This is a genomic window from Paenibacillus sp. BK033 (genome assembly GCF_004345425.1).
Taxonomy (GTDB): Bacteria; Bacillota; Bacilli; order Paenibacillales; family Paenibacillaceae; genus Pristimantibacillus.
On the sequence record NZ_SLVP01000001.1, the window covers coordinates 1,136,074 to 1,157,306 of the forward strand.

20 protein-coding genes are annotated in these 21,233 nt (G+C 53.4%); all 20 read left to right on the plus strand.

All coding sequences use genetic code 11. The features are described from left to right. The first annotated feature begins 12 nt into the window (after positions 1–12). The 20 genes from addB to recO all read left to right on the plus strand — a co-directional run bounded on the left by addB (position 13) and on the right by recO (position 20,942). Positions 13–3,540, plus strand: coding sequence for a helicase-exonuclease AddAB subunit AddB (addB, locus tag EV294_RS04975; protein ID WP_132304372.1), 3,528 nt, complete (start codon positions 13–15; stop codon positions 3,538–3,540). Further along, on the plus strand, positions 3,527–7,357 hold the full coding sequence (gene addA, locus EV294_RS04980; RefSeq protein WP_132304374.1) for a helicase-exonuclease AddAB subunit AddA: 3,831 nt from the start codon (positions 3,527–3,529) through the stop codon (positions 7,355–7,357). Before addB ends, addA begins: the two co-directional genes overlap by 14 nt. Positions 7,358–7,454: 97 nt before the next feature. After that, on the plus strand, positions 7,455–8,054 hold the full coding sequence (locus EV294_RS04985; RefSeq protein WP_132304376.1) for a hypothetical protein: 600 nt from the start codon (positions 7,455–7,457) through the stop codon (positions 8,052–8,054). A 50-nt stretch (positions 8,055–8,104) separates the two neighbouring features. Then, on the plus strand, positions 8,105–8,512 hold the full coding sequence (locus tag EV294_RS04990; RefSeq protein ID WP_243711566.1) for a hypothetical protein: 408 nt from the start codon (positions 8,105–8,107) through the stop codon (positions 8,510–8,512). Positions 8,513–8,635: 123 nt separating this feature from the next. Then, on the plus strand, positions 8,636–8,989 hold the full coding sequence (locus EV294_RS04995; RefSeq protein WP_132304378.1) for a histidine triad nucleotide-binding protein: 354 nt from the start codon (positions 8,636–8,638) through the stop codon (positions 8,987–8,989). Between the two features lie 92 nt (positions 8,990–9,081). Continuing rightward, complete coding sequence (rpsU, locus tag EV294_RS05000) at positions 9,082–9,255, plus strand: 30S ribosomal protein S21 (RefSeq protein WP_005547957.1); 174 nt, start codon at positions 9,082–9,084, stop codon at positions 9,253–9,255. Between the two features lie 15 nt (positions 9,256–9,270). Continuing rightward, positions 9,271–9,714: a GatB/YqeY domain-containing protein gene (locus tag EV294_RS05005; RefSeq protein WP_132304380.1), complete on the plus strand. Its 444-nt coding sequence runs from the start codon at positions 9,271–9,273 to the stop codon at positions 9,712–9,714. Between the two features lie 122 nt (positions 9,715–9,836). Then, positions 9,837–11,213, plus strand: coding sequence for an NfeD family protein (locus EV294_RS05010; RefSeq protein WP_132304382.1), 1,377 nt, complete (start codon positions 9,837–9,839; stop codon positions 11,211–11,213). A gap of 36 nt (positions 11,214–11,249) precedes the next feature. After that, positions 11,250–12,233: a flotillin-like protein FloA gene (gene floA, locus EV294_RS05015; protein ID WP_127496399.1), complete on the plus strand. Its 984-nt coding sequence runs from the start codon at positions 11,250–11,252 to the stop codon at positions 12,231–12,233. Positions 12,234–12,268: 35 nt separating this feature from the next. Continuing rightward, complete coding sequence (locus EV294_RS05020) at positions 12,269–12,760, plus strand: hypothetical protein (RefSeq protein ID WP_132304384.1); 492 nt, start codon at positions 12,269–12,271, stop codon at positions 12,758–12,760. 172 nt (positions 12,761–12,932) lie between these two features. Then, on the plus strand, positions 12,933–13,220 hold the full coding sequence (gene yqfC, locus EV294_RS05025; RefSeq protein ID WP_015843829.1) for a sporulation protein YqfC: 288 nt from the start codon (positions 12,933–12,935) through the stop codon (positions 13,218–13,220). A 2-nt stretch (positions 13,221–13,222) separates the two neighbouring features. Then, complete coding sequence (gene yqfD, locus EV294_RS05030) at positions 13,223–14,416, plus strand: sporulation protein YqfD (RefSeq protein ID WP_132304386.1); 1,194 nt, start codon at positions 13,223–13,225, stop codon at positions 14,414–14,416. After that, entirely contained in the window at positions 14,413–15,393 is a 981-nt protein-coding gene (locus tag EV294_RS05035) for a PhoH family protein (protein ID WP_132304388.1), read from the plus strand. The genes yqfD and EV294_RS05035 overlap by 4 nt, the downstream gene beginning before the upstream one ends. 17 nt (positions 15,394–15,410) lie before the next feature. Further along, the gene (locus tag EV294_RS05040; RefSeq protein ID WP_132304390.1) at positions 15,411–17,651 is read left to right on the plus strand and encodes an HD family phosphohydrolase; all 2,241 of its coding nucleotides are present in this window, start codon (positions 15,411–15,413) and stop codon (positions 17,649–17,651) included. Positions 17,652–17,657: 6 nt separating this feature from the next. Continuing rightward, positions 17,658–18,155, plus strand: a complete 498-nt coding sequence (ybeY, locus tag EV294_RS05045; protein WP_132304392.1) for an rRNA maturation RNase YbeY — start codon at positions 17,658–17,660, stop codon at positions 18,153–18,155. Next, positions 18,155–18,517 (plus strand): diacylglycerol kinase family protein, encoded by a 363-nt coding sequence (locus EV294_RS05050; protein ID WP_132304394.1) that lies wholly within the window; start codon positions 18,155–18,157, stop codon positions 18,515–18,517. The genes ybeY and EV294_RS05050 overlap by 1 nt, the downstream gene beginning before the upstream one ends. Positions 18,518–18,541: 24 nt before the next feature. Then, a complete protein-coding gene (gene cdd, locus EV294_RS05055; protein WP_132304396.1) occupies positions 18,542–18,973 on the plus strand; it encodes a cytidine deaminase in 432 nt (143 codons plus the stop codon). 8 nt (positions 18,974–18,981) lie between these two features. Next, positions 18,982–19,881, plus strand: coding sequence for a GTPase Era (gene era, locus EV294_RS05060; RefSeq protein WP_132304398.1), 900 nt, complete (start codon positions 18,982–18,984; stop codon positions 19,879–19,881). 100 nt (positions 19,882–19,981) lie between these two features. Then, entirely contained in the window at positions 19,982–20,143 is a 162-nt protein-coding gene (locus tag EV294_RS05065) for a YqzL family protein (protein ID WP_132304400.1), read from the plus strand. 49 nt (positions 20,144–20,192) lie between these two features. Further along, positions 20,193–20,942, plus strand: coding sequence for a DNA repair protein RecO (gene recO, locus EV294_RS05070; RefSeq protein ID WP_132304402.1), 750 nt, complete (start codon positions 20,193–20,195; stop codon positions 20,940–20,942). The last annotated feature ends 291 nt before the right edge of the window (positions 20,943–21,233 follow it).

The window sequence follows — 21,233 nt, forward strand, 5'->3', positions numbered from 1 at the left end:
GGGAAGAGTTAGATGGGGCTTCGATTTGTGCTTGGCCGCTCGGGAACGGGAAAAACAAGGTATTGTCTGGATGCAATCCGCGCCAAGCTGCAAGGCGAGCCGGATGGGGCGCCGCTTATTATGCTGGTGCCGGAACAGGCTACTTTCCAGACGGAGTATGCGCTTTTGAAAGGCACAACGCTTAGCGGGACGATTCGCGCCCAGGCGCTTAGCTTCCGCCGTCTGGCCTTTCGCGTCATGCAGGAGACGGGCGGCACTGCCTTGATTCCGATCAGCGATAACGGCAAGCATATGATGCTGTTCAAGATTATACACCGGCTGGGCAAGCAGCTTGAACTATTTCAAAGCGGGGCTGAACAGCCGGGTTTTATCGAACGTCTTGGCGAGCTGCTGACCGAGTGGAAGCGATACGGCATTGATGCCAATCTGCTGAAGGAAACAACGGCATCGGTAGAAGACGCATCGCTTCTGAACCGGAAGCTGCATGATCTTCGGCTTGTTTATGGCAAGCTGGAGCAGGAATTGCTCGGCCTTTATATTGATTCGGAAGATTATTTGACGCAGCTGATTGCCGGCTATGCCGCCGCGCCGGCGATGTCGGGAGCCCATCTGTGGATTGACGGCTTCCATGGCTTTACGCCTAAGGAATATGATGCGCTTGGCACGCTTATCGCTTCTTCCGCGGAAGTGACCGTTGCGCTTACGCTCGACCGTCCATACGATAACGGAGAGGTGCCGCATGAGCTTGAGCTTTTCCATCCTACGGCCGAAACGTATGGCAAGCTGGCCGCATTGGCGGCGCAAGCCGGCGTGCCTGTGCATGAAACGGTTCTGCTGGATGAAGGAGTTCCATATCGGTTCAAGGAGAGCCCGATGCTTGCTCATTTGGAGAAGCACTATGGCGGAAGAACCCCAATGCTTATTCCGGATAAGAAGATGCTGGCTGCAGACAGCCCGACCTGCGGCGTATCCCTTCATGCCTCCGCTAACAGAAGGGCAGAGGTGGAAGCGGCAGCCCGCGATATGGTTCGGCGTGCCCGCGAAGAAGGTTTGCGCTGGCGCGATATGGCGGTTATGGTGCGGAATGCGGCTGAGTATACCGATTATATTCAAACGATATTCGACGACTACGAGATTCCTTATTTCCTTGACCAGAAGAATAATACGGTCCATCATCCGCTGGTTGAATTTATTCGTTCCGCGCTTGAGACGGTGCTTCACGGCTGGCATTACGAGGCGGTATTCCGCTGTATCAAGACCGAGCTTTTGTTCCCGATTGACGGCAGCATGTCCCGCGAGCTGTTTGACCGCTTGGAAAACTATGTGCTGGCAGCCGGCGTCGACGGATGGAAGTGGCTTGACCGCTCCAGGTGGAAGCCTCTTATGCAGCAATCCCTCGAAGATGAGCCGGAAACCTTATACGAGCCTTCGGTAAAAGCCAAACGGGAATTCCAGGCCGTTATGGCGGCGAGAGAGGCCGTTGTACCGCCGCTTCGCCGGTTCGAGCAATCCTTGAAGAAAGCCTCCAACGTCAAAGACATGTGCGAAGCGTTGTACAAGCTGCTGGATCATGCGGATGCCGCTGACCGCCTTGAACGCTGGAGCCGCGAGGACAGTGCCGCCGGCCGTACGCAGCGTGCCAGATCGCACCGGCAGCTGTGGGATGGCGTCATGCAGCTGCTGGATCAGCTGGTAGAAATGGTCGGTGACGAGGATATGCCTCCGGAGCTGTTCGCCGGCATGGTGGAGACGGGACTCGAAAGCCTGAAGCTTGCGGCGGTACCGCCCGCCCTTGATCAGGCGCTGGTCGGCAGCATGGACAGGACGCGTTCCGGGGATGTGAAGATCTGTTATGTCCTTGGCGCCAACGACGGCGTTATGCCAATGCGTATTCAAGAGGACGGCGTGCTGACCGAGCAGGAGCGGGAACGCCTGGCCGAAGAAGGTCTTGTTATGGCGCCGGGCGTAAGACGCAGGCTCCTCGACGAGCGTTTCTTGATCTACAACGCTCTGACGACGGCGAGCCGGCATCTGTGGATCAGCTGGGCGCAGGCGGATGAGGAAGGAAAAACGCTGCTGCCTTCGGAAGTGATCCGGCAGGTGAGACAGCTATTCCCGGGCATACCGGTCTATCAGAAGGCGGGGGAGCCGACTCCCGGAATGGAGACGGGCGATCAGCGATCGTATATCGAGCATCCTCAGCGGACGCTTGCCTATTTGATCACGGAGCTTCGCGCCTGGCGGCAAGGGGCGGATATTGCGCCGTTCTGGTGGGATATTTACAACTGGTTTGCGATTCGCCCCGAGTGGCAGGATAAGCTGCAACTTATGAATGCGTCATTAAGCTTCTCCAATCAGGAGACGGTGCTGACGACAACGACCGCAGAGCAGCTGTACGGGACGAAGCTGAAGGCTAGCGTGTCGAGGATGGAGAGATTCGTTTCCTGTCCGTTCCAGCATTTTGCCATTCACGGCTTGAGGCTGCGCGAGCGCCAGATGTACCGGCTTGAAGCGCCGGATGTCGGGCAGCTGTTCCATGCGGCGCTCAGCCGCCTGGCCGGAGGCGTCGGCCAGCGCTGGGGCTCGATGCCGGAAGGGCAAATCCGCGAAGCGGCGGCGAAGGCCGTTGACGAGCTGGCTCCCAGACTGCAATCGCAAATCCTGCTTAGCAGCGGCAGGTTCCAATACATTGCCCGCAAGCTGAAGGAAATCGTTGCCCAAGCTGCGGTTATTTTGAGCGAGCATTCCCGCAGGGCTCAGTTTCAGCCGGTTGGGCTTGAGGTTGATTTTGGCCCGGACGGCGCGCTGCCTTCCCTAGTCATTCCGTTAGAGAACGGGGGCACGATGGAAATTATCGGCCGGATTGACCGCGTAGACGCGGCTGAGACCGAAGAGGGCTTGCTGCTGCGGGTCATGGATTACAAATCCAGCGCAACGCAGCTCAAGCTGGAGGAAGTGGCATTTGGACTATCCCTGCAGATGCTCACGTACCTCGACGTGCTGGTTACGCACGCCTCCGAATGGCTTGGAAAGCCGGCATCGCCCGCGGGCGTGCTTTATTTCCACGTTCATAATCCGATGCTTGCGGTATCTAACGGGTTATCCGTGACCGAGGTAAATGCAAGAATGCTGAAGAAATTCAAAACCCGGGGGCTGATTACGGCTGAAGCGGAGACGGCTAAGCTGATGGACGGCGACCTGGAGTCCGGCTACTCGGATATTCTTCCCGTAGCTTTGAAGCGGGACGGAAGCTTTTACAGCAGCTCGTCCGTTGTGACGGATGATCAGTGGGATGTGCTGCGCAGCTCCGTCAGACGTACCATCGGGAAGATAGGCACGGAAATCGGCTGCGGAAAGGTTTCAATCGAGCCATACCGTCTCGGGACGAAGTCGCCGTGCCAATACTGCGATTACAAGCCGGTCTGCCAATTTGACCCATTGTTCGACGGGAATGAATACACGAAGCTGAGCAAGCTCTCGGAAGACGAGATTTGGCGGCAGCTGCATGGAGAGGAGGAGACAGCGGATGGAACCGATTAATATGCCGGAGAAGCCGGAGAACAGCACCTGGACGGACGACCAGTGGCGCGCGATCGTCACGGAAGGCTCGGATGTGCTGGTTGCCGCTGCGGCGGGCTCCGGGAAAACAGCGGTACTGGTAGAACGGATTATCCGGAAAATATCCTCGTTCTCCGACGTCGACCGGCTGCTGGTTGCAACCTTCACGAAGGCGGCTGCTGCCGAAATGAAAGACAGAATCCGGATTGCGCTTGAGAAAGAGCTCGAGCGGCAGCCGGAATCCGAGCATCTGCGCAGACAGCTGGCGCTTATGAACCGGGCATCGATTACGACGCTCCACTCATTCTGTCTCGACGTTATTCGCAGATATTATCCGTTAATCGGGCTCGACCCGGGCTTTCGGATTGCGAATGAAACAGAGAGCGAACTGATGCGCATCGACGTGCTGGATCAGCTGTTCGAAGAGAAATACGAAGGTTCCGCCGATGACAGCGGGGCATTTCTGCGCTTGGCCGACCGCTACGGCGGCGAACGGGGCGACGAGCCGTTGTACAGGCTGGTTCAACAGCTTTATGACTTTGCGCAAAGCCATCCCTGGCCGGAGCATTGGCTCCGCCAGACCGCGGCCAGCTTTAGGGTTGGTAACGTGGAAGAGCTGCGCAACAGTCCTTGGGTCGCAAGCCTGAGGGCTGACGTGGAGCTGGCGCTGTCGGGCGCGGCGTCCCTGCTTAACCAGGCGATGCAGCTGACGCGGGAGCCGGCGGGTCCGGCCCCTTACGCGGCAACCTTTGAAGAGGATCTCACGGTTGTGGGAGGGCTAGCCGAGACCGTCCGCATGCATCCTTGGGAGATGTGGTTCGAATCGTTCCAGGCCGTGCAATTCGGCAAACTGAAGGCGATGCGCGGGGATGATTACGATAAAACGATGCAGGAGCAAGCCAAGGAGCTTCGCGATCAGGCGAAGAAGCTAATCAGCTCCCTGGCGGACGAATTGTTTGGACGTTCGGCGGAGGAATTCGCATGGGAGCTGCGGGAGCTTGCTCCGCTTATGTCCGCTCTGTCCGAGCTTGTCATTGAATTCGGGCAGCGGTACGAGGCCGCGAAGCGGGCTAAGGGTCTGCTCGATTTTGGCGACCTGGAGCATTATTGCTTGAGGATACTGAGATCGCCGGAATCTTCGCCGGAGCGTACGACTCCATCGCCTGCGGCTATGGAGTATCAGCGCCAGTTCGATGAGATTCTGCTTGACGAGTATCAGGATACCAACATGGTGCAGGAAGCGATCGTGTCCCTTATTGCCAATCCGCATGCCGGCAACCGTTTTATGGTAGGCGACGTGAAACAGAGCATATACCGGTTCCGTCTGGCAGAGCCGAATTTGTTCATGAGCAAATACAAAAATTACGGCGCGCCCGGCGGTGACGGCCTCCGTATCGATCTGGCCCGCAATTTCCGGAGCCGTCTTGAAGTCGTAGACGGAGTAAATGACGTGTTCCGCGCTATTATGCGCGAATCGGTCGCGGAGATGGATTACGACAAGCGCGCCGAATTGGTATGCGGGGCTTCTTATCCGGAGCCTGACAGGCCTGGTCGTTTTGCCGTCGAGCTTGCCGTTATTGATAAAGCAGGCTCCTCGGAAGAAGTGGATGAAGCGGCATCGGCCGCGGATTCCGACGAAGAATCCGAGCAAGGCGCAGGACCGGCTGCCGAATCGGCGGAAGAGCTGCAAACGGCGCAGCTGGAGGCAAGGCTTATTGCCCGCCAGATCCGTTCGCTGCTGGATGAGGGATTTCGGGTCTATGACGGCAAGAAGCGGGAGAGCCGCCCTATGGAATGGCGTGACATCGTCATTTTGCTGCGGGCCACGCAGGCCTGGGCTCCCGTCATTATCGAGGAGCTTCAGGGTGCGGGCATTCCGGCCTATGCGGAGCTGAGCAGCGGGTATTTCGACGCGACGGAGGTAGAGACCATCCTTTCCCTGCTGCGGGTAATCGATAATCCGTATCAGGATATCCCGCTCGCGGGGACCCTTCGTTCGCCGATTTTCGGCTTGAATGCCGAAGAGCTGGCTCTTATCCGGATCGGAGCGATGCATGAAACCTACTATGACGCGGTGCTGCAGGCGGCAGGCGATCTGCTGCTGCCGGATGAGCTGAGACGCAAGCTGTCCCTGTTTCTCGACCGGCTGGACAGATGGCGGAACGATGCAAGGCAAGGCTCGCTGGCCGATTTGATCTGGAGCATTTACCGGGAGACGGGCTATTACGATTTCGCCGGCGGGCTTCCCGGAGGCGTTCAGCGTCAAGCGAATCTTAGAGCGCTTCATGACCGTGCCCGCCAATATGAGGCGACCTCCTTCAGAGGGTTGTTCCGCTTCCTTCGATTCGTTGAACGGATGCGGGACAGCGGCGGTGACCTGGGAACCGCCAGGGCGCTTGGCGAACAGGAAAACGTCGTGCGCATTATGTCCATTCATAAGAGTAAGGGACTTGAATTTCCCGTCGTATTTGTGGCAGGCTTAGGCAAGAACTTCAATCAGCAGGATTTGCGCAGCGCATTTCTGAAGCACAAGCAGCTTGGTTTCGGTCCCAAGTTTATCGACCCGGAGAAACGCGTCAGCTATCCGACTCTGCCGTTCCTCTCGATCAGGAGACGTATGCGGATGGAAATGCTCGCCGAGGAAATGCGTATTCTCTACGTTGCATTAACCCGTCCCAAGGAGAAAATGTTCCTGGTCGGCACCGTATCCGATGCCGCGGCCAAACAGCGCCGCTGGCAGTCCGCCGCGCATGCCAAGGGATATATTCCCGATTTCCGGTTAAGCTCGGCGTCTACTTTCCTGGACTGGCTGGGCCCGCTCGCATCCGCGGCGTTTAATCGGCTCCCGGATGAAACGGTGCCGGGACATGAGGCTTCAAGACTGCTGCAATGGCGCGCAGGCGTGGTAGATGCTGCTATGCTGGGGCTTGAAGCGGCGGTTGGCGCCGAGGAACGGGCGGAAGAGGATCAGGCGAGGGAAGACCGCTTGCAGGGTGTATTATCTCTGGCCCAGCTGGATCAGGTGGAACGGGATGAGGAGCTTCGCAAACGCTTGGAATGGCGTTACGGCTATAAGGCGTCTACCCTTGTCGCGGCCAAAACGTCGGTTACGGAGATGAAGAGGCTGCATTCGGAAGCGGTGGAAATGCAGGACGACAGCGCGGCTTTATATCCGGTTGATGTCCTCTCCGACGCGAAAGAAGCAGACGGCAGGAAGAGCAGCGGAGGCAGTTACACCTTCCGGTTAAGACGGCCCCGGTTCATGGAGGAAGCCGCGCTTACGGCTGCCGAGAAAGGAACGGTAAGCCATCTTCTGATGCAGCATCTCCCGCTTACCGGCGACGTGGATGCGGCCCGCCTGGAGCTGATATTGAGCGATATGGTCTCGCGCAAGCTGTTGACCGCAAGACAAGCGGAGTCGATCGATCTTCCGGCTGTTGCGGCATTTTTCGACACGGAAATCGGCAAGCGACTGGTTCGTGCCGCATGGGTAAGGAGAGAGGTTCCGTTCAGCTGCATGTTCCCGGCGAAGCGCGTTTATCCGGGATTGGCATCCGATATGGCCGGTGAACCGGTTCTCATTCAAGGAGTCATCGACTGTCTCTTCGAAGACGAGAATGGCGTCGTGCTGCTTGATTATAAGACCGACCGGATATATATGAAGCAGTGGGAACAGGCGGCAGAGCGTCATAGATTCCAATTGGAGCTGTATGCGGAGGCAATCGAGTCGGTTATCGGCCGGCCGATTGCGGAAAGCCACGTGTTCTTCTTTGATGGAGGTCGCGCTGTACGGTTATAAAGACGTTAGGCCATAGCAATCATTTCCGCGGAGTGGCAGCATTTCAGCCTTTCCGCGGAACAACTTTCTTTTATCGACTTGGAAGGATGAACAAGAGATGGAACAGGATAAGGAACAATCGAAGAAACGGTCCTACGCACTGCCGATTACTTTATTGCTGCTTGTATTCAGCCTTACGGGCAACGTGTTTCTATACTCGCAATCGTTGCAGGGCGGCCAGGATGATAAGTACGAGAAAGGCTTGGAAGTAATCGGAGCGGCAAAAAAAGCAGCCTCGTATTATCAAGCCGTGCTTGATGATGCAGCCGCTATTGTGGAAGGGAAACCGTCCGAGGCTGGCACCGTGATCCGCGATGCGGCCGGCGTAAACGATTTTTTGCAGCAAGCGGGCAGCTTTGATGAGGATACTCCTTTTGATTCCGATAAGATCTATGCCTATTTAATTGACGTTGATAATTCTCTTTCGTACATAAAAGAGCAGGACGGTACGCTTACTGAACAGGAATCCGCATACTTGAAGGCTCTGCAGGACGCCTATTCGAAACAGCTGGAGATCGTCAAGCAGTTTAACTTCGACGCGGACAAAACGCGCAGCGGAGCGATTCAGATAGGGGCGGGAATCGGATGGCTCGATATTGCCGAGCAGCTGGAGAAATCTATCGAAGAGCAAGCTAGCATGAAATTGTCCGCCCAGTAGCCAAAAGCCCATTTCTGCATACGATAGTAGCAGAATGGAGGCTGACAAGTATGGAGAAAAGCAAGAAGGAAAAAGGGAAGCCGACAGAGGTGAAGCCGGCTGCGGCCAAACCGGCAACCATAGCTCCTGCAAAGGCGGAGAACCAGGCACCGGCCGCGCAGGCAGCAATAACGGCACCGCAGACCCAATCGCTGAAGGATCATTGCTCCGCGCATATTCACCGTTACGTGCTCGCGCAAACGCATGACGGATGGTGTATCGACGGCATTGTCGAGTACGTGGATGACCGATATTTATGTCTGGCAGTCCCATGCAGCGGAACCATAAGCTGGGACAACAGAGCTTTCGTATCGTACCCCGGTCTTTATCCGTATCCCTACTACCCGAGAGGACGCTTCTACCGTCAGGTGCTGCCGCTGGCCGGGCTCCTCGCGTTGACGCTGCTGCCATTTTACTGATTGCAAATCCGGTACGGCAACGCGTCGCGCGTCTGCGTTCCGGCCGGCATCCTCCGATTGGACGAGCATGCCATTTGTTTGCTATAATTATTGGCATAGTATGGAATGAAGGGAGGGGCATATTTGGACTGTATTTTTTGCAAAATTATCGAAGGCTCCATTCCTTCGACGAAAGTGTACGAATCCGAGAACGTCATTGCGTTTAAAGATATTCAGCCCGCGGCTCCTGTACATATATTGATTATTCCAAAAAAACATATTCCAACGATGAACGAAGTCACCGAAGAGGATGGTCCGGTCATAGCGGAATTGTTTGGGGCTGCTCGCGAAATCGCGAAGCAGCAAGGAATTGCTGAGTCGGGTTACCGGCTCATTAACAATGTGAACAGCGACGGCGGCCAGGTTGTTTATCATCTCCACATCCATTTGTTGGGCGGGGAGAAGCTAGGAGCGCTAGTAGGAAATAGTGTAAGTTGACACTTCATTTTGTTTTGTCTTATAATGAAGTGTGATAAACCGTGTTTATGTTTAATGCTCTGGACGGTCTGTTTCGGAGGGAGGGAAAACTGGTGTCTGAAACTAAAGTTCGCAAAAACGAAACTATTGATGCTGCGCTTCGCCGCTTTAAACGTTCCATCGCTAAAGATGGTGTTTTGGCAGAGGTGAAAAAACGCAAGCATTATGAAAAGCCAAGTGTAAAGCGCAAGAAGAAGTCCGAGGCTGCGCGTAAGAGAAAGTTTTAGGAGGATCCTTCCATAATGAACCTGAGCGATAGATTGAACGACGATATGAAGCAAGCCATGAAGAATCAGGACAAGTTCAAGCTGACCACGATTCGCATGATTCGTGCGGCTGTTAAAAATTTGGAGATTGATTTGAAGCGTCCTCTCGAGGATGCGGAAGTGGTAGATATACTTAGTCGTGAAATCAAACAACGTAAAGATTCCCTCCAAGAATTTAGCAAAGCCGGCCGAGATGATCTGGTTACAGATCTTTCAGCAGAAATTGAAATTATTAGTCAATACCTTCCCGCACAGCTGACCGAAGAAGAGATAAAAGCGATTGTAACGCAGACCATCCAGGAACTCGGTGCTTCTTCCAAAGCCGAGATGGGAAAAGTCATGGGTGCGCTTTTGCCAAAAACAAAAGGGCGCGCTGATGGTAAACTAGTAAATCAATATGTACAACAATTTCTGCAATAACTATATGTTCGGACGAAAACACCCCTTTCGAGGGGTGTTTTTGCTTTACTTATGACAATTTTGAAACATAATGTTCATATGTGCGTATTAACGGTTACTGATTGAAAAGGAGGAGCGACACTTTGCAAACGAAACGATGGCGCATTGCAGCTGTCATCTGGCCTCTTCTAATGCTTGTTTCTATGCTGCTGGTTACGGCAGGCGGACTGGCAACCGGCAGTAAAACCGCGCATGGAGCGGAAGGATCAGCACTTGGTCCCGCGGTTTACGTTGTGCCGGTCAAGCAAACGGTGGAATCCGGATTGAAGTCGTTTTTGGAGCGGGCATACCAAGAAGCAGCGGAAGCAAAAGCGGAGAGAGTCGTGCTGGTGATCAATACGTTTGGCGGAGAAGTAACCAGCGCGGAGGAGATTGGCGAATTGATCCGCAAAAGCAGCGTTCCTACTACGGCATACGTAGAAGGCAAAGCGGTATCCGCGGGGACTTATATTGCGCTTAATGCGCAAAACATAGTCATGGAACCTGGAAGCACCATTGGCGCTGCGGCAGTCGTTAACGGCTCGGGCGATCTCATCGATAACCCGAAGGTTGTTTCCTTCTGGGTGAAGACGATGAGGGAGGCCGCGGAGCTAAACGGCCGTGACCCGGATATCGCTGCCGCAATGGTGGATCCCGGTGCGACATTGCCGCTGCCGGACCTCAAGCAGGTGAAGCAATCCGGCCAGATTCTGACCTTAACGGCCGATGAAGCGATTAAGGTTGGATATGCCGAATACAAAGCGGAGTCCCTGGAAGACGCAATCAAATGGCTGGGGCTAGAAAATCGCGATCGGATCGAACTTAAACCTTCGATTGCGGAGAAGATTGCTTCCTGGCTCGTAAATCCGATCGTCATGACCGTGTTGTTTATCCTGGGCATCGCGGGTATTGCGATTGAGCTGTTTGTCCCGGGCTTTGGCGTTCCGGGCATTGTAGGTATTCTGTCGTTTGGCTTGTATTTCTTCGGTCATTACATTGCGGGATTTGCGGGGATGGAGTCCGTTGTGCTCTTTATTGTCGGCATAGCCTTGTTGTTGATCGAGGTATTTGTGCCGAGCTGGGGAATTCTCGGCATTCTGGGCAGCGCCTCGCTGATCGCCGGCGTGTTGACAGCGGCTTCGAATCCGATGACGGCATTTATTTCGCTCGTTATCGCGCTGGCGGCTGCTGCCGTTATCCTGTATTTTGTTGTCCGTAAATACAAGGACAGAGGAATCTGGAACAAATTCATTTTGCGCGAGAAGCTGACAACCGAGCAAGGATATTTGTCCGCGGAAACCAAAGAGGAGCTTCTTGGCCAGGAGGGGATTGCGATAACGCCTCTCCGCCCGGCGGGCACGATTCAAATTGGGGATAACCGGATAGACGTTGTGACATCCGGCGAATTTATCGCTTCCGGCAAGACGGTAAAGGTAATAAAAACCGAAGGGACTTGGGTTGTCGTAAGAGAGGTCCTGTAGGATAATAGAAAAAAATGACATGGAGGGTTATACCCAATGGACGGAATGGTATCAGTTTTAATTATTGTAGTGGTAGCGATTATTGCTCTATCGGTATTCCTCAGCTTTTTCCCGATCATGCTGTGGATTTCCGCGCTGGCATCCGGCGTTCGGATCGGCATTATCACGCTGGTAGCAATGCGTCTCCGCCGAGTAACGCCAAGCCGGATCGTGAATCCGTTGATTAAGGCAACAAAAGCGGGGCTAGGGCTTACGATTAATCAGCTTGAGAGTCACTTCCTCGCCGGCGGTAATGTTGACCGTGTCGTTAACGCCTTGATTGCGGCGCAACGCGCGAACATTCCGCTCGTCTTCGAGCGTGCGGCAGCCATTGACCTTGCTGGCCGCGATGTTTTGCAAGCCGTGCAAATGAGCGTAAATCCCCGCGTAATCGAGACGCCTATCGTAGCTGCGGTTGCGAAGGACGGCATTGAAGTGAAGGTTAAAGCCCGCGTTACGGTACGCGCTAATATCGAACGCCTTGTCGGCGGTGCCGGCGAAGAGACGATTATCGCCCGGGTCGGCGAAGGGATCGTTACAACGGTAGGCTCCTCCAACTCGCATAAAGACGTTCTCGAGAACCCGGACATGATCTCCCGTACCGTCCTTGGCAAAGGCCTTGATGCAGGCACGGCCTTTGAGATCCTGTCCATCGATATCGCGGACGTAGACGTAGGCAAAAACATCGGCGCACACCTGCAAACCGAACAGGCGGAAGCCGACAAGCGGATTGCGCAGGCGAAGGCCGAAGAGCGCCGCGCGATGGCGGTCGCACAGGAGCAAGAGATGAAGGCCCGCGTCGTAGAGATGCGCGCGAAGGTCGTGGAATCCGAATCTCAGGTGCCGCTTGCGATGGCGGATGCTCTGAAATCCGGTAAAATCGGCGTTATGGATTACATGAACCTTAAAAATATCGAAGCCGATACCCAAATGAGAAATACGATTGGCAAGCCGGACACTCCTAACGATAAAGACAACTAAGGCGCTTAAGCCGTGTCAAGCAAGGAGGTGCTGGCGTGAAAATAATAAGTTTCCTTCTCGAAAATATATATTGGGTGATCGTGGTGGGCGGAGTGCTGTTCTCGATATTCGGGCGTTCGGGCGCGAAGAAGCGCACGAACCGGATGCCGAGTTTTGGAGGAAGCAACGAGCGTGAGCCGCATAGACCGGTCAACCGTCAAGATCCGGTATGGGAAGAGGATGACGAAGAAGAATATCAGTCTCAGAAGCCCGTATCGGCTGGTTCCTCCCTTCAGGGAGAAGGGGGAGGCACAGGGGAGGGCGGCAGGTCGCAAACGCTGGAGAGGGCGGTTCAGGCGGTACCGAGCCGGCCTGCGGAGCCTCCTCGTGCGCGGCTGGCAGCAACCGCCAAGCCCCAGACGGCAGTGGCTCCTGCAGTTGCAAGTCAGAGCGAAATTGCGAATCCCAAAGCCGACGAGCTGCGCAAAGCGGTCGTATGGGCCGAAATATTGGGTCCGCCGCGTTCCAAGCGCCCCTTCGGCAAATAGATCTTATAACCATAACAGCCGGGCAATGATGCGATCATGCATCGTTGCCCGGCTGTTATTTTTTTATTCGGCTGCGCTTCCCCATATATCTCATAAATCGTTCCGACGTCGCATATTTTGGTACAGTACAATAATGTGCACTCGCGCGGCGGAGGGGGACAATGGATCAGCTATGGGCCGTATAAACCGAAAATTTCGAAAATGGACTGCCGATATATTGGATTTGCCCCAGGATGTGGTCTATGATCTGCCCCGCATGACGATGATCGGCGACCGACAGCTCTATATCGAGAATCACCGCGGCGTGCTTCATTTCTCCAGCGATAAGCTGAGACTGGCCTTAAGCAAAGGCGAGCTGGAAGTGACGGGAACCTCGCTTGTCATACGCACGATCTGGACGGAAGAGGTATTCATAGAGGGTCAAATTAAAAGTATCGAAGTAAGGGATCAGGAGGGATAAGCATGGCGGGTCAATGGCTGCAGTGGGTACGCGGTGTCGTCACGGTGCATATCAGGGGCGGACAACCTGAACGGCTTGTGAACAGGGCTCTCGAAGGGGGGCTCGAGCTGTCTTCCATTCGATGGACAAGCGGTGGGAAGCTGGAATTCGAGCTGTCTGTAGGCGATTTCTTCCGTCTTCGCCCGTTCTTGAAAGAGACAGGCTGCAGGGCGCATGTCGTTAAACGGGAAGGGATGCCCTTCTGGCTGGTCCGTTTCGAGAAAAGAAAATTTTTCGCGATCGGGATCGGCCTGTTTTTTGTCGGCATATATTTGCTGTCTTCGCTTGTCTGGTCCGTTGAGGTGAAAGGGAATGTAAAGCTTACCGAGGAACAGATATTAACGGCGGCCAAGAAGGAAGGAATCTTTCCGATGCAATGGTCGTTCAAGCTTAAGGATAAAGATCTGTTATCCAAGGAATTGGTCACCGATCTTCCCGGAACGGCCTGGGTTGGCGTAGAGAAAAAAGGGACAAGGATCGTTATTCAAGTCGTTGAATCGACGGAAGCGGAGAAGGCGGAGCTGCAAAATCCTCGGCATCTGGTAGCTTCGAACGATGCGGTCATAACGGAGATTTATACCGAGAAGGGCCGCCCCGTCGTCAAGAAGAACATGAAAGTCAAAAAAGGCCAGACGTTAATCTCGGGAACGATCGGAGGCGGTGCGTACACGCAGTCGGTTGTGGCAAAGGGGAAGGTGCGCGGCCTCGTATGGTATGAATTCAATGTGGCTTCTCCTCTCACGCAGGAGGTTAAAGTATATACGGGAGAGAAGAAAACAAAGTGGTACGCTGTAATAGGCAGCCGTGCGCTTCAGGTAAGCGGTTATGGCAAAAACCCGTTTGATTCGTCCGAGAACGTTGTTGTGGAGGAGCAGGCGTCATGGCGCGGGTTGAAGCTGCCGTTCGGGCGGCTCAAGAAAACGATTATGGAGGTCCGCACCGATGAAAGGGAGCTTACGGAAGAGGAAGCGAAAAACAACGGAATGCTCCAGGCGAAGGCCGATATCATGCTCAAAGCAGGCAAGGACGCGGTTATATTAAAGGAAATTGTTTTGCATGAAAAGACGGACAATGGTAAAGTTTATATGAAAGTTCTTTTTGAAGTGGAGCAATCAATCGTAGAAGAGATGCCACTAGTCCAGATGCAAGGAGAATGAGGTTGTTGCAGAGTGAAGCAAAAGTAGTCAAAATTCCGCTCCAAAATGCAGTAGAGGGCTTGGCCGTGTTTGGTCCCCAAGATAAGTATCTAAAGCTTGTGCAGCAACAGATGGAGGCTACTCTGTCTTCCCGCGAAGCGGAAATTGTTATTTCCGGTCCGGCGCAAGAGGTGGAGTCGCTAGAGCAGTTTTATAACGTGCTGCTTCAGCTGGTCCGCGGCGGGTATACTCCGTCCGAGAGAGACATTACTTATGCGCTTGATCTTGCGCGCAACATGCAAGCGGAAGAACTGCTCGATTTGCTTAAAGCTGAAATTACGACGACTTACAGAGGCAAGCCGATCCGCGTGAAGACGATCGGTCAGCGTCATTACGTGAAGACAATCAAGAAGCAGGATATCGTGTTCGGCATTGGCCCCGCCGGTACCGGCAAAACCTATCTTGCGGTTGTTCTTGCCGTAGCGGCGCTTAAGGAAGGCTCTGTTAAAAAAATAATGTTGACCCGTCCTGCGGTTGAAGCCGGCGAAAATCTGGGCTTCCTGCCTGGCGACCTGCAAGAAAAGGTGGATCCGTATCTGCGCCCGCTCTATGACGCGCTGCATGACGTATTAGGTCCGGACCAGACGGCAAAGGCGTTTGAGCGCGGAACCATCGAGATCGCTCCTCTTGCTTATATGCGGGGACGCACGCTGGATGATTCGTTTATTATTTTGGACGAAGCGCAGAACACAACCCCGGAGCAAATGAAAATGTTCCTGACAAGGCTTGGTTTTGGCTCGAAAATGGTGATTACGGGCGACGTGACGCAGATTGATTTGCCGCGGGGCAAAAACTCCGGGTTAATCGAAGCGCAGCGCATTTTGAGAGATATTGAGGAAATTGGTTTTATTCATTTTTCCGAGCAGGACGTCGTTCGCCATTCCTTGGTTCAGAAAATAATCGTGGCATACAACTGGGACGCTGAAAACAAAGCATAGAGAGGAATGTCCGCTCGATGAATCAGACTCAGGCCGGAAAACAAATTAACCTTCAACAGACAAAATCGGCTGGCTGGAAGCAGAGCACGGCTGTTCGAGTCCTGCTCTTGTTTTTGTTTGCGCTGCTGTTTTATTTCAGTCTCGCTCCCCATCTTGTACCGGAAACCTACGATATCCAGGTGGATGCGCCCAGCGACAAGGATATCGCTGCTCCGCATCAGATATTCGACAGCAAGGCAACGCTGGAAGCGCAGGAAGAGGCAGCGAATAAAATCGATTCGATCTATTCGAATGTCGCGTTGCGCAACGAACAGCTGATCGATCAAATTTTCGTCCGGATCGAGCAGCTTAATCTGGATGATCAGGTGACGGTGCAAAACAAGGTTGAAATTTACCGGAATGAGATTCCCGGCAAATATGATGCGTTTGTCGATAATTTCGTAAAAATGAATATGGGCACCGGCAAGTACAACGATTCGCTGCTTGAAGAAATGTCGAAGGTCATCAAGGAGCAGGCGTACACGATTCCGGAAGAGACGTTCTACAAGCTTCCGAATCTGACGCTGGATCAACTGGAGGAAATGCGCTCCGTCGGGCAGGATGTCGTCCGCAAGCTAATGAGCGAGCAGCTCCGCGATGCGGAAACGGCGCGCACGAAGGTTGCGGAGCTGGTTAACGCAAGCTCGCTGACCAACCGCTCCAGCCGCGAAATTGTGCAGGAGCTGGCACGGTTTACGATTATGCCTAACCGGTTCCTCGATCAGCAGGCAACGGACGAAGCCAAAATTCTCGCGAAGCAGAATACGCCTCAGGTTGTGATCAAAGAAGGCGACCTCATCGTGAAAAAAGGCGAGATTATTACGCCCGAGATGTACGAGCTGCTGAAGGAATCCGAGCTTCTGCAGGACAAGCGCAATTATTGGCCGCAGCTTGGACTGCTGCTGATGTCCATCATGATCGTGGTTGGCCTGTATACGTATATACACCAATACGGGACCAGCGACTCGACCAAGCCAAGCTACGGCAATACTCATCTGCTGATGCTCTGGCTCATTTATCTGATCAATATTATCACGATGCAAGTTATTTCCCTTACGCAGACCGATTCCGCGCCTTATGCCGGTTATTTAGCCCCGGCCGCGCTTGGAACGATGCTGATTACGCTGCTGCTGGATGTGAATCTGGCGATTATCAGCTCGGTTTTGTTTGCGCTTTGCGGAAGTATTATACTAAATACGCAAACCGGTCAAATTTTCGACTATCAATACGGGTTTGTTATTATCGTGGTTTCCCTGGCGGCGATATTCTCGATTCACCGGGCAAGCCAGCGGTCTACCATCCTTAAGGCGGGAATTATGGTCAGCTTGTTTGGTTCGCTGGCCGTATTGTCGCTTATGTTCCTGAAGGAGCAGCTTGAGCAAGGGCCGCTCGTTTATTCTCTTGCATTCGCGTTTGCTAGCGGACTATTAACGGCGATTCTTGTCATTGGGCTTATGCCGTTCTTCGAAATTACGTTTGGCATATTGTCGGCGCTGAAGCTCGTAGAGCTGTCGAATCCGAATCATCCGCTGCTTCGCAAGCTGCTTACGGAGACGCCTGGCACCTACCATCACAGCGTAATGGTCGGCAATCTTGCCGAAGCGGCTGCCGAGTCGATCGGAGCGGACGGACTTCTTTGCCGCGTAGGTTCGTATTATCACGATATCGGCAAGACGAAGCGGCCAAGCTATTTTATCGAGAATCAGACGAATATGGAAAATCCGCATGATACCATCGAGCCAAAGCTGAGCAAATCGATTATCGTCGCCCATGCCCGCGACGGGGTTGATATGCTGAAGGCGCAAAATATTCCGAAGCCGATCCGGGATATCGCGGAGCAGCATCATGGGACAACCTCCTTGAAGTTCTTCTACTTCAAAGCGTTGAAACAAGCGGAGGAGCAGGGGTTAACCGTGAATTTCACGGAGGATGACTACCGTTATCCGGGTCCAAAAGCGCAATCGAAGGAAGCGGCGATCGTTGGTCTGGCCGATTGCGTGGAAGCGGCCGTCCGCAGCCTGCGCAGCCCTACGGTGGAGCAGGTAGAGGCGATGATTCAGAAGATTATTAAAAGCCGCGTGGATGACAATCAATATAATGAGTGCGATCTGACGATGAAGGAGCTCGACAAGATTGCCCATTCTTTGAAAGAAAGCGTTATCGGCATATTCCACTCGCGGATTGAATACCCGGAAGACGTAAAACCAAAGGAGCGTTAACAAAGCATGAGCTTGCAATTAGACTGGAGCAACGAACAAGACAAAATGGAGATTCCCGATCAATGGGTGGCGAGACTGGAGCAGCTTCTTCAGATCGCCGGCGAGATGGAAGGACTTACGGACGGCGAAGTGACTCTGACCTTTACGGATAACGAGCAGATTCACCAGCTTAACCGCGAATACCGCAATATCGACCGTCCTACTGATGTCTTATCGTTCGCCATGCAGGATGACGGGACGGAAGAGCTCGATATTATTTTCGAAGTGGAGAGCGAGGATGAGATGGATCCAATCTCCGGCATGCTTGGCGATATCGTAATCTCGATTGAGAAAGCCCAGGAGCAGAGCGAGGATTACGGCCATTCCCTGGAAAGGGAGATCGGGTTCCTGTTCGTGCACGGCTTCCTCCATTTGCTCGGTTATGACCATATGGACGATGCGGGCGAAGCCGAAATGACGGCAAAACAGGAAGCCGTTCTTCAGAAGGCAGGTCTGTCGCGTTAATGCTGAAGTTTATCCGCAGCCTGTCTTTTGCTTGTTCGGGAATTGCCTTGGCTGTCCGGTCTCAGCGTCATATGAAAATTCATACGGCGGCTGCCGTTATGGTGTGTCTGTTAGGGGCGTTCCTGCCCCTGACCCGGCTGGAATGGGCGGTGCTGTTGTTAACGATGGCGATTGTGTTCACCCTGGAGATGGTTAATACGGCGATCGAAAAAACCGTTGACCTTGCGAGTCCCGGCATTCACCCGCTTGCGAAAGCGGCTAAGGATATTGCTGCCGGTGCCGTGCTGGTCGCGGCATGCTGCGCGATTATTATTGGGCTGCTCATTCTTGGGCCGCCCTTATGGCATTTTATATTGGATTAATACGAAGAATAGGAGTTGGGGCTCATGGCATTCGAGGGATTATCGGAGCGGTATTCGAACCTGCTTGAAGCAGCGAAGGAGGCCATGTCGCGGGCATACGTGCCTTACTCCAATTTCCGCGTTGGCGCCGCGCTGCTGGACGAAAGCGGCCATGTCCATTACGGCTGCAACGTGGAAAATGCCGCGTACAGCCCTTGCAATTGCGCCGAGAGAACCGCGCTGTTCCGCGCAATCGCCGACGGCAAACGTCCGGGAGAATTTCAGGTTATTGCCGTCATGGGGGATACGGACGGACCGATTGCCCCATGCGGCGTATGCCGCCAGGTACTGGTAGAGCTATGCAAGCCGGATATGCCGGTCGTTATGGGCAATCTGCGCGGGGACTGGAACATTATGACGGTTAGCGAGCTGCTGCCGGGTGCATTTACTCCGGCTTCATTAGAGAAAGGAAGTTAATTATTCATATGACTGAAACGAAATTCCGTTCCGGATTCGTGGCGATTATCGGTCGTCCGAATGTCGGCAAATCTACGCTTATGAATCATTTAATCGGGCAGAAAATTGCCATTATGTCGGACAAGCCGCAGACCACCCGAAATAAAATCCACGGCGTGTACACGACGGAAACGTCGCAGATCGTTTTCCTCGATACGCCCGGCATTCATAAACCGCAATCCAAGCTAGGCGACTATATGATGAAAACCGCGGAAGGCGCTTTAAAAGAGGTCGAGGCCGTACTTTTCCTGATTGACGTTGCCGATGGACTGGGCGGCGGCGACCGCTTTATCATCGAACAGCTGAAAAAGGTGGATACGCCCGTATTTCTTGTGATGAACAAGATTGACAAGGTTCAGCCGGAAAAGCTTCTGGAAATTATCACCCAATACAAGGATTTGTATCCGTTTGCGGAGATTGTGCCGATCTCGGCGCTTCAAGGCAATAACGTCGAAACATTGCTTGCGCAAATCCAGAAATATTTGCCGGAGGGACCGCAATATTATCCGGCCGATCAGGTCACCGACCATCCGGAGCAATTCGTCTGCGCGGAGCTGATCCGCGAGAAGATCCTGCATATGACCCGTGAAGAAATTCCGCATTCGATTGCGGTTGGCATCGAGGATATGAGAGTGCAGGAGAACGGCGTTGTATACATCGGCGCGGTTATCTTCGTGGAACGGGATTCCCAGAAAGGCATTATTATCGGCAAGAAGGGGGCCTTGCTGAAGGAAGTCGGCAAGCAGGCCCGCCGCGATATCGAAGCGCTGCTTGGATCGCGCACATTCCTGGAGCTTTGGGTCAAGGTGAAGAAGGATTGGCGCAATCAGGAGCGCGTATTGAAGGATTTCGGCTTCCGTCACGATTAAGCCGATTTGACGAATTTTGTTAAGGATAGCATTCGGCAAATTACCGTATCCTAATTACCGTCTGGGGCTTCATTTCCATGGCGGAAAGGGATGAATACGAATGCGAAATTTTTCGTGGAAGTATTTTACATTGACCGGTGATGTGGAGTCGTACATGCTCTACAAGGAAATGGATCAACTTGGTCCAGAGAATCATCCTCAACATTTGCCGGGAGACAATGAAGAGCTTGCTGCTGAGTTCGAGGAGTCGTCTGCCCTTTAATTGATTACGTTGCAGGCTGCCTTGAATCAAGCATGGGGGAGAAGGTAGTATGCTATATCGTGTGGAGGGCATTGTCATCCGCAGCATGGACTATGGGGAAGGCAATAAAATAATTACGCTGCTGACGAAAACAAACGGAAAGCTTGGCGTAATGGTGCGCGGCGCGAAGAAGGTGAAGAGCAGGCATGCTTCTCTCGCGCAGCCATTTACATACGGCGAGTTCGTATTTTTCCGAAATAAAGGTTTAGGCACGCTCAATGCTGGTGAGATTCTCCAATCTCACCATCTTTTACGTGAGAAGCTTGATTTGGCGGCTTACGCTTCTTATTTGGCTGAGCTTACGGACAAGATGCTCCAGGAAGACGAATCCGGCGCGATGCTGTTTGAACAGCTTAAGGCCGGGCTTGCCGCAATGGAGGAAGGGAAAGATCCGCAAATCGTCTCGCATTTGTTCGAGATGCGAATATTAGAGGCTTCAGGTTATGCTCCGGAATTGGAGGCCTGCGTCAATTGCGGCAGCGAGCAGGGACCTTTCCGCTTAAGTCCGCACGCAGGCGGAGTGCTATGCCCGAGCTGCGCAAGAAACGATGCCCAGGCAATTGCGATGGGGGATGGGGCTTATAAGCTTCTGCGGTTGTTCAGCCGGATGGACCTGAGGCGTCTTGGCGCCATTCAGGTGAAGCCGGAGACCAAGAAAGAGCTCAAGAAGCTGATGCGGGAGCTTATGGATGTCCATATCGGCATTCAATTGAAATCGAGAACGTTTCTTGATCAAATGGATAAGTATTCCTTCGAATAAGCGGCATGCTCAGTCCGTTGACCGAGCATGCCGTTTTTTATTATTCCGTATGATTGATCTTGGGCATTAGTACCTAATAACTGGTTTGACAACTGCATGAAAAGTGTTTAATATATTTGAATATGAAGATGGACAGTGATGGAGAAAGTAGCAGTTGATGCCTTGAATTAGCGATCCGGGGATAGTGGGAGCCCGGTCAGGCTAAATTTGCGAAAGGCACTCCGGAGTCAGTTAACGAAAAGAGGATTTTCGCACGCTGCTGGAATGAGCAGCGACAAGCGGAGGTCAAGT

Bases quoted from the DNA above. Each gene is read 5' to 3' on its own strand.
- addB (WP_132304372.1), top strand. From the start codon at position 13: ATGGGGCTTCGATTTGTGCTTGGCCGCTCGGGAACGGGAAAAACAAGG.
- addA (WP_132304374.1), top strand. From the start codon at position 3,527: ATGGAACCGATTAATATGCCGGAGAAGCCGGAGAACAGCACCTGGACG.
- EV294_RS04985 (WP_132304376.1), top strand. From the start codon at position 7,455: ATGGAACAGGATAAGGAACAATCGAAGAAACGGTCCTACGCACTGCCG.
- EV294_RS04990 (WP_243711566.1), top strand. From the start codon at position 8,105: ATGGAGAAAAGCAAGAAGGAAAAAGGGAAGCCGACAGAGGTGAAGCCG.
- EV294_RS05005 (WP_132304380.1), top strand. From the start codon at position 9,271: ATGAACCTGAGCGATAGATTGAACGACGATATGAAGCAAGCCATGAAG.
- floA (WP_127496399.1), top strand. From the start codon at position 11,250: ATGGACGGAATGGTATCAGTTTTAATTATTGTAGTGGTAGCGATTATT.
- yqfC (WP_015843829.1), top strand. From the start codon at position 12,933: ATGGGCCGTATAAACCGAAAATTTCGAAAATGGACTGCCGATATATTG.
- yqfD (WP_132304386.1), top strand. From the start codon at position 13,223: ATGGCGGGTCAATGGCTGCAGTGGGTACGCGGTGTCGTCACGGTGCAT.
- EV294_RS05035 (WP_132304388.1), top strand. From the start codon at position 14,413: ATGAGGTTGTTGCAGAGTGAAGCAAAAGTAGTCAAAATTCCGCTCCAA.
- EV294_RS05040 (WP_132304390.1), top strand. From the start codon at position 15,411: ATGAATCAGACTCAGGCCGGAAAACAAATTAACCTTCAACAGACAAAA.
- ybeY (WP_132304392.1), top strand. From the start codon at position 17,658: ATGAGCTTGCAATTAGACTGGAGCAACGAACAAGACAAAATGGAGATT.
- EV294_RS05050 (WP_132304394.1), top strand. From the start codon at position 18,155: ATGCTGAAGTTTATCCGCAGCCTGTCTTTTGCTTGTTCGGGAATTGCC.
- cdd (WP_132304396.1), top strand. From the start codon at position 18,542: ATGGCATTCGAGGGATTATCGGAGCGGTATTCGAACCTGCTTGAAGCA.
- era (WP_132304398.1), top strand. From the start codon at position 18,982: ATGACTGAAACGAAATTCCGTTCCGGATTCGTGGCGATTATCGGTCGT.
- EV294_RS05065 (WP_132304400.1), top strand. From the start codon at position 19,982: ATGCGAAATTTTTCGTGGAAGTATTTTACATTGACCGGTGATGTGGAG.
- recO (WP_132304402.1), top strand. From the start codon at position 20,193: ATGCTATATCGTGTGGAGGGCATTGTCATCCGCAGCATGGACTATGGG.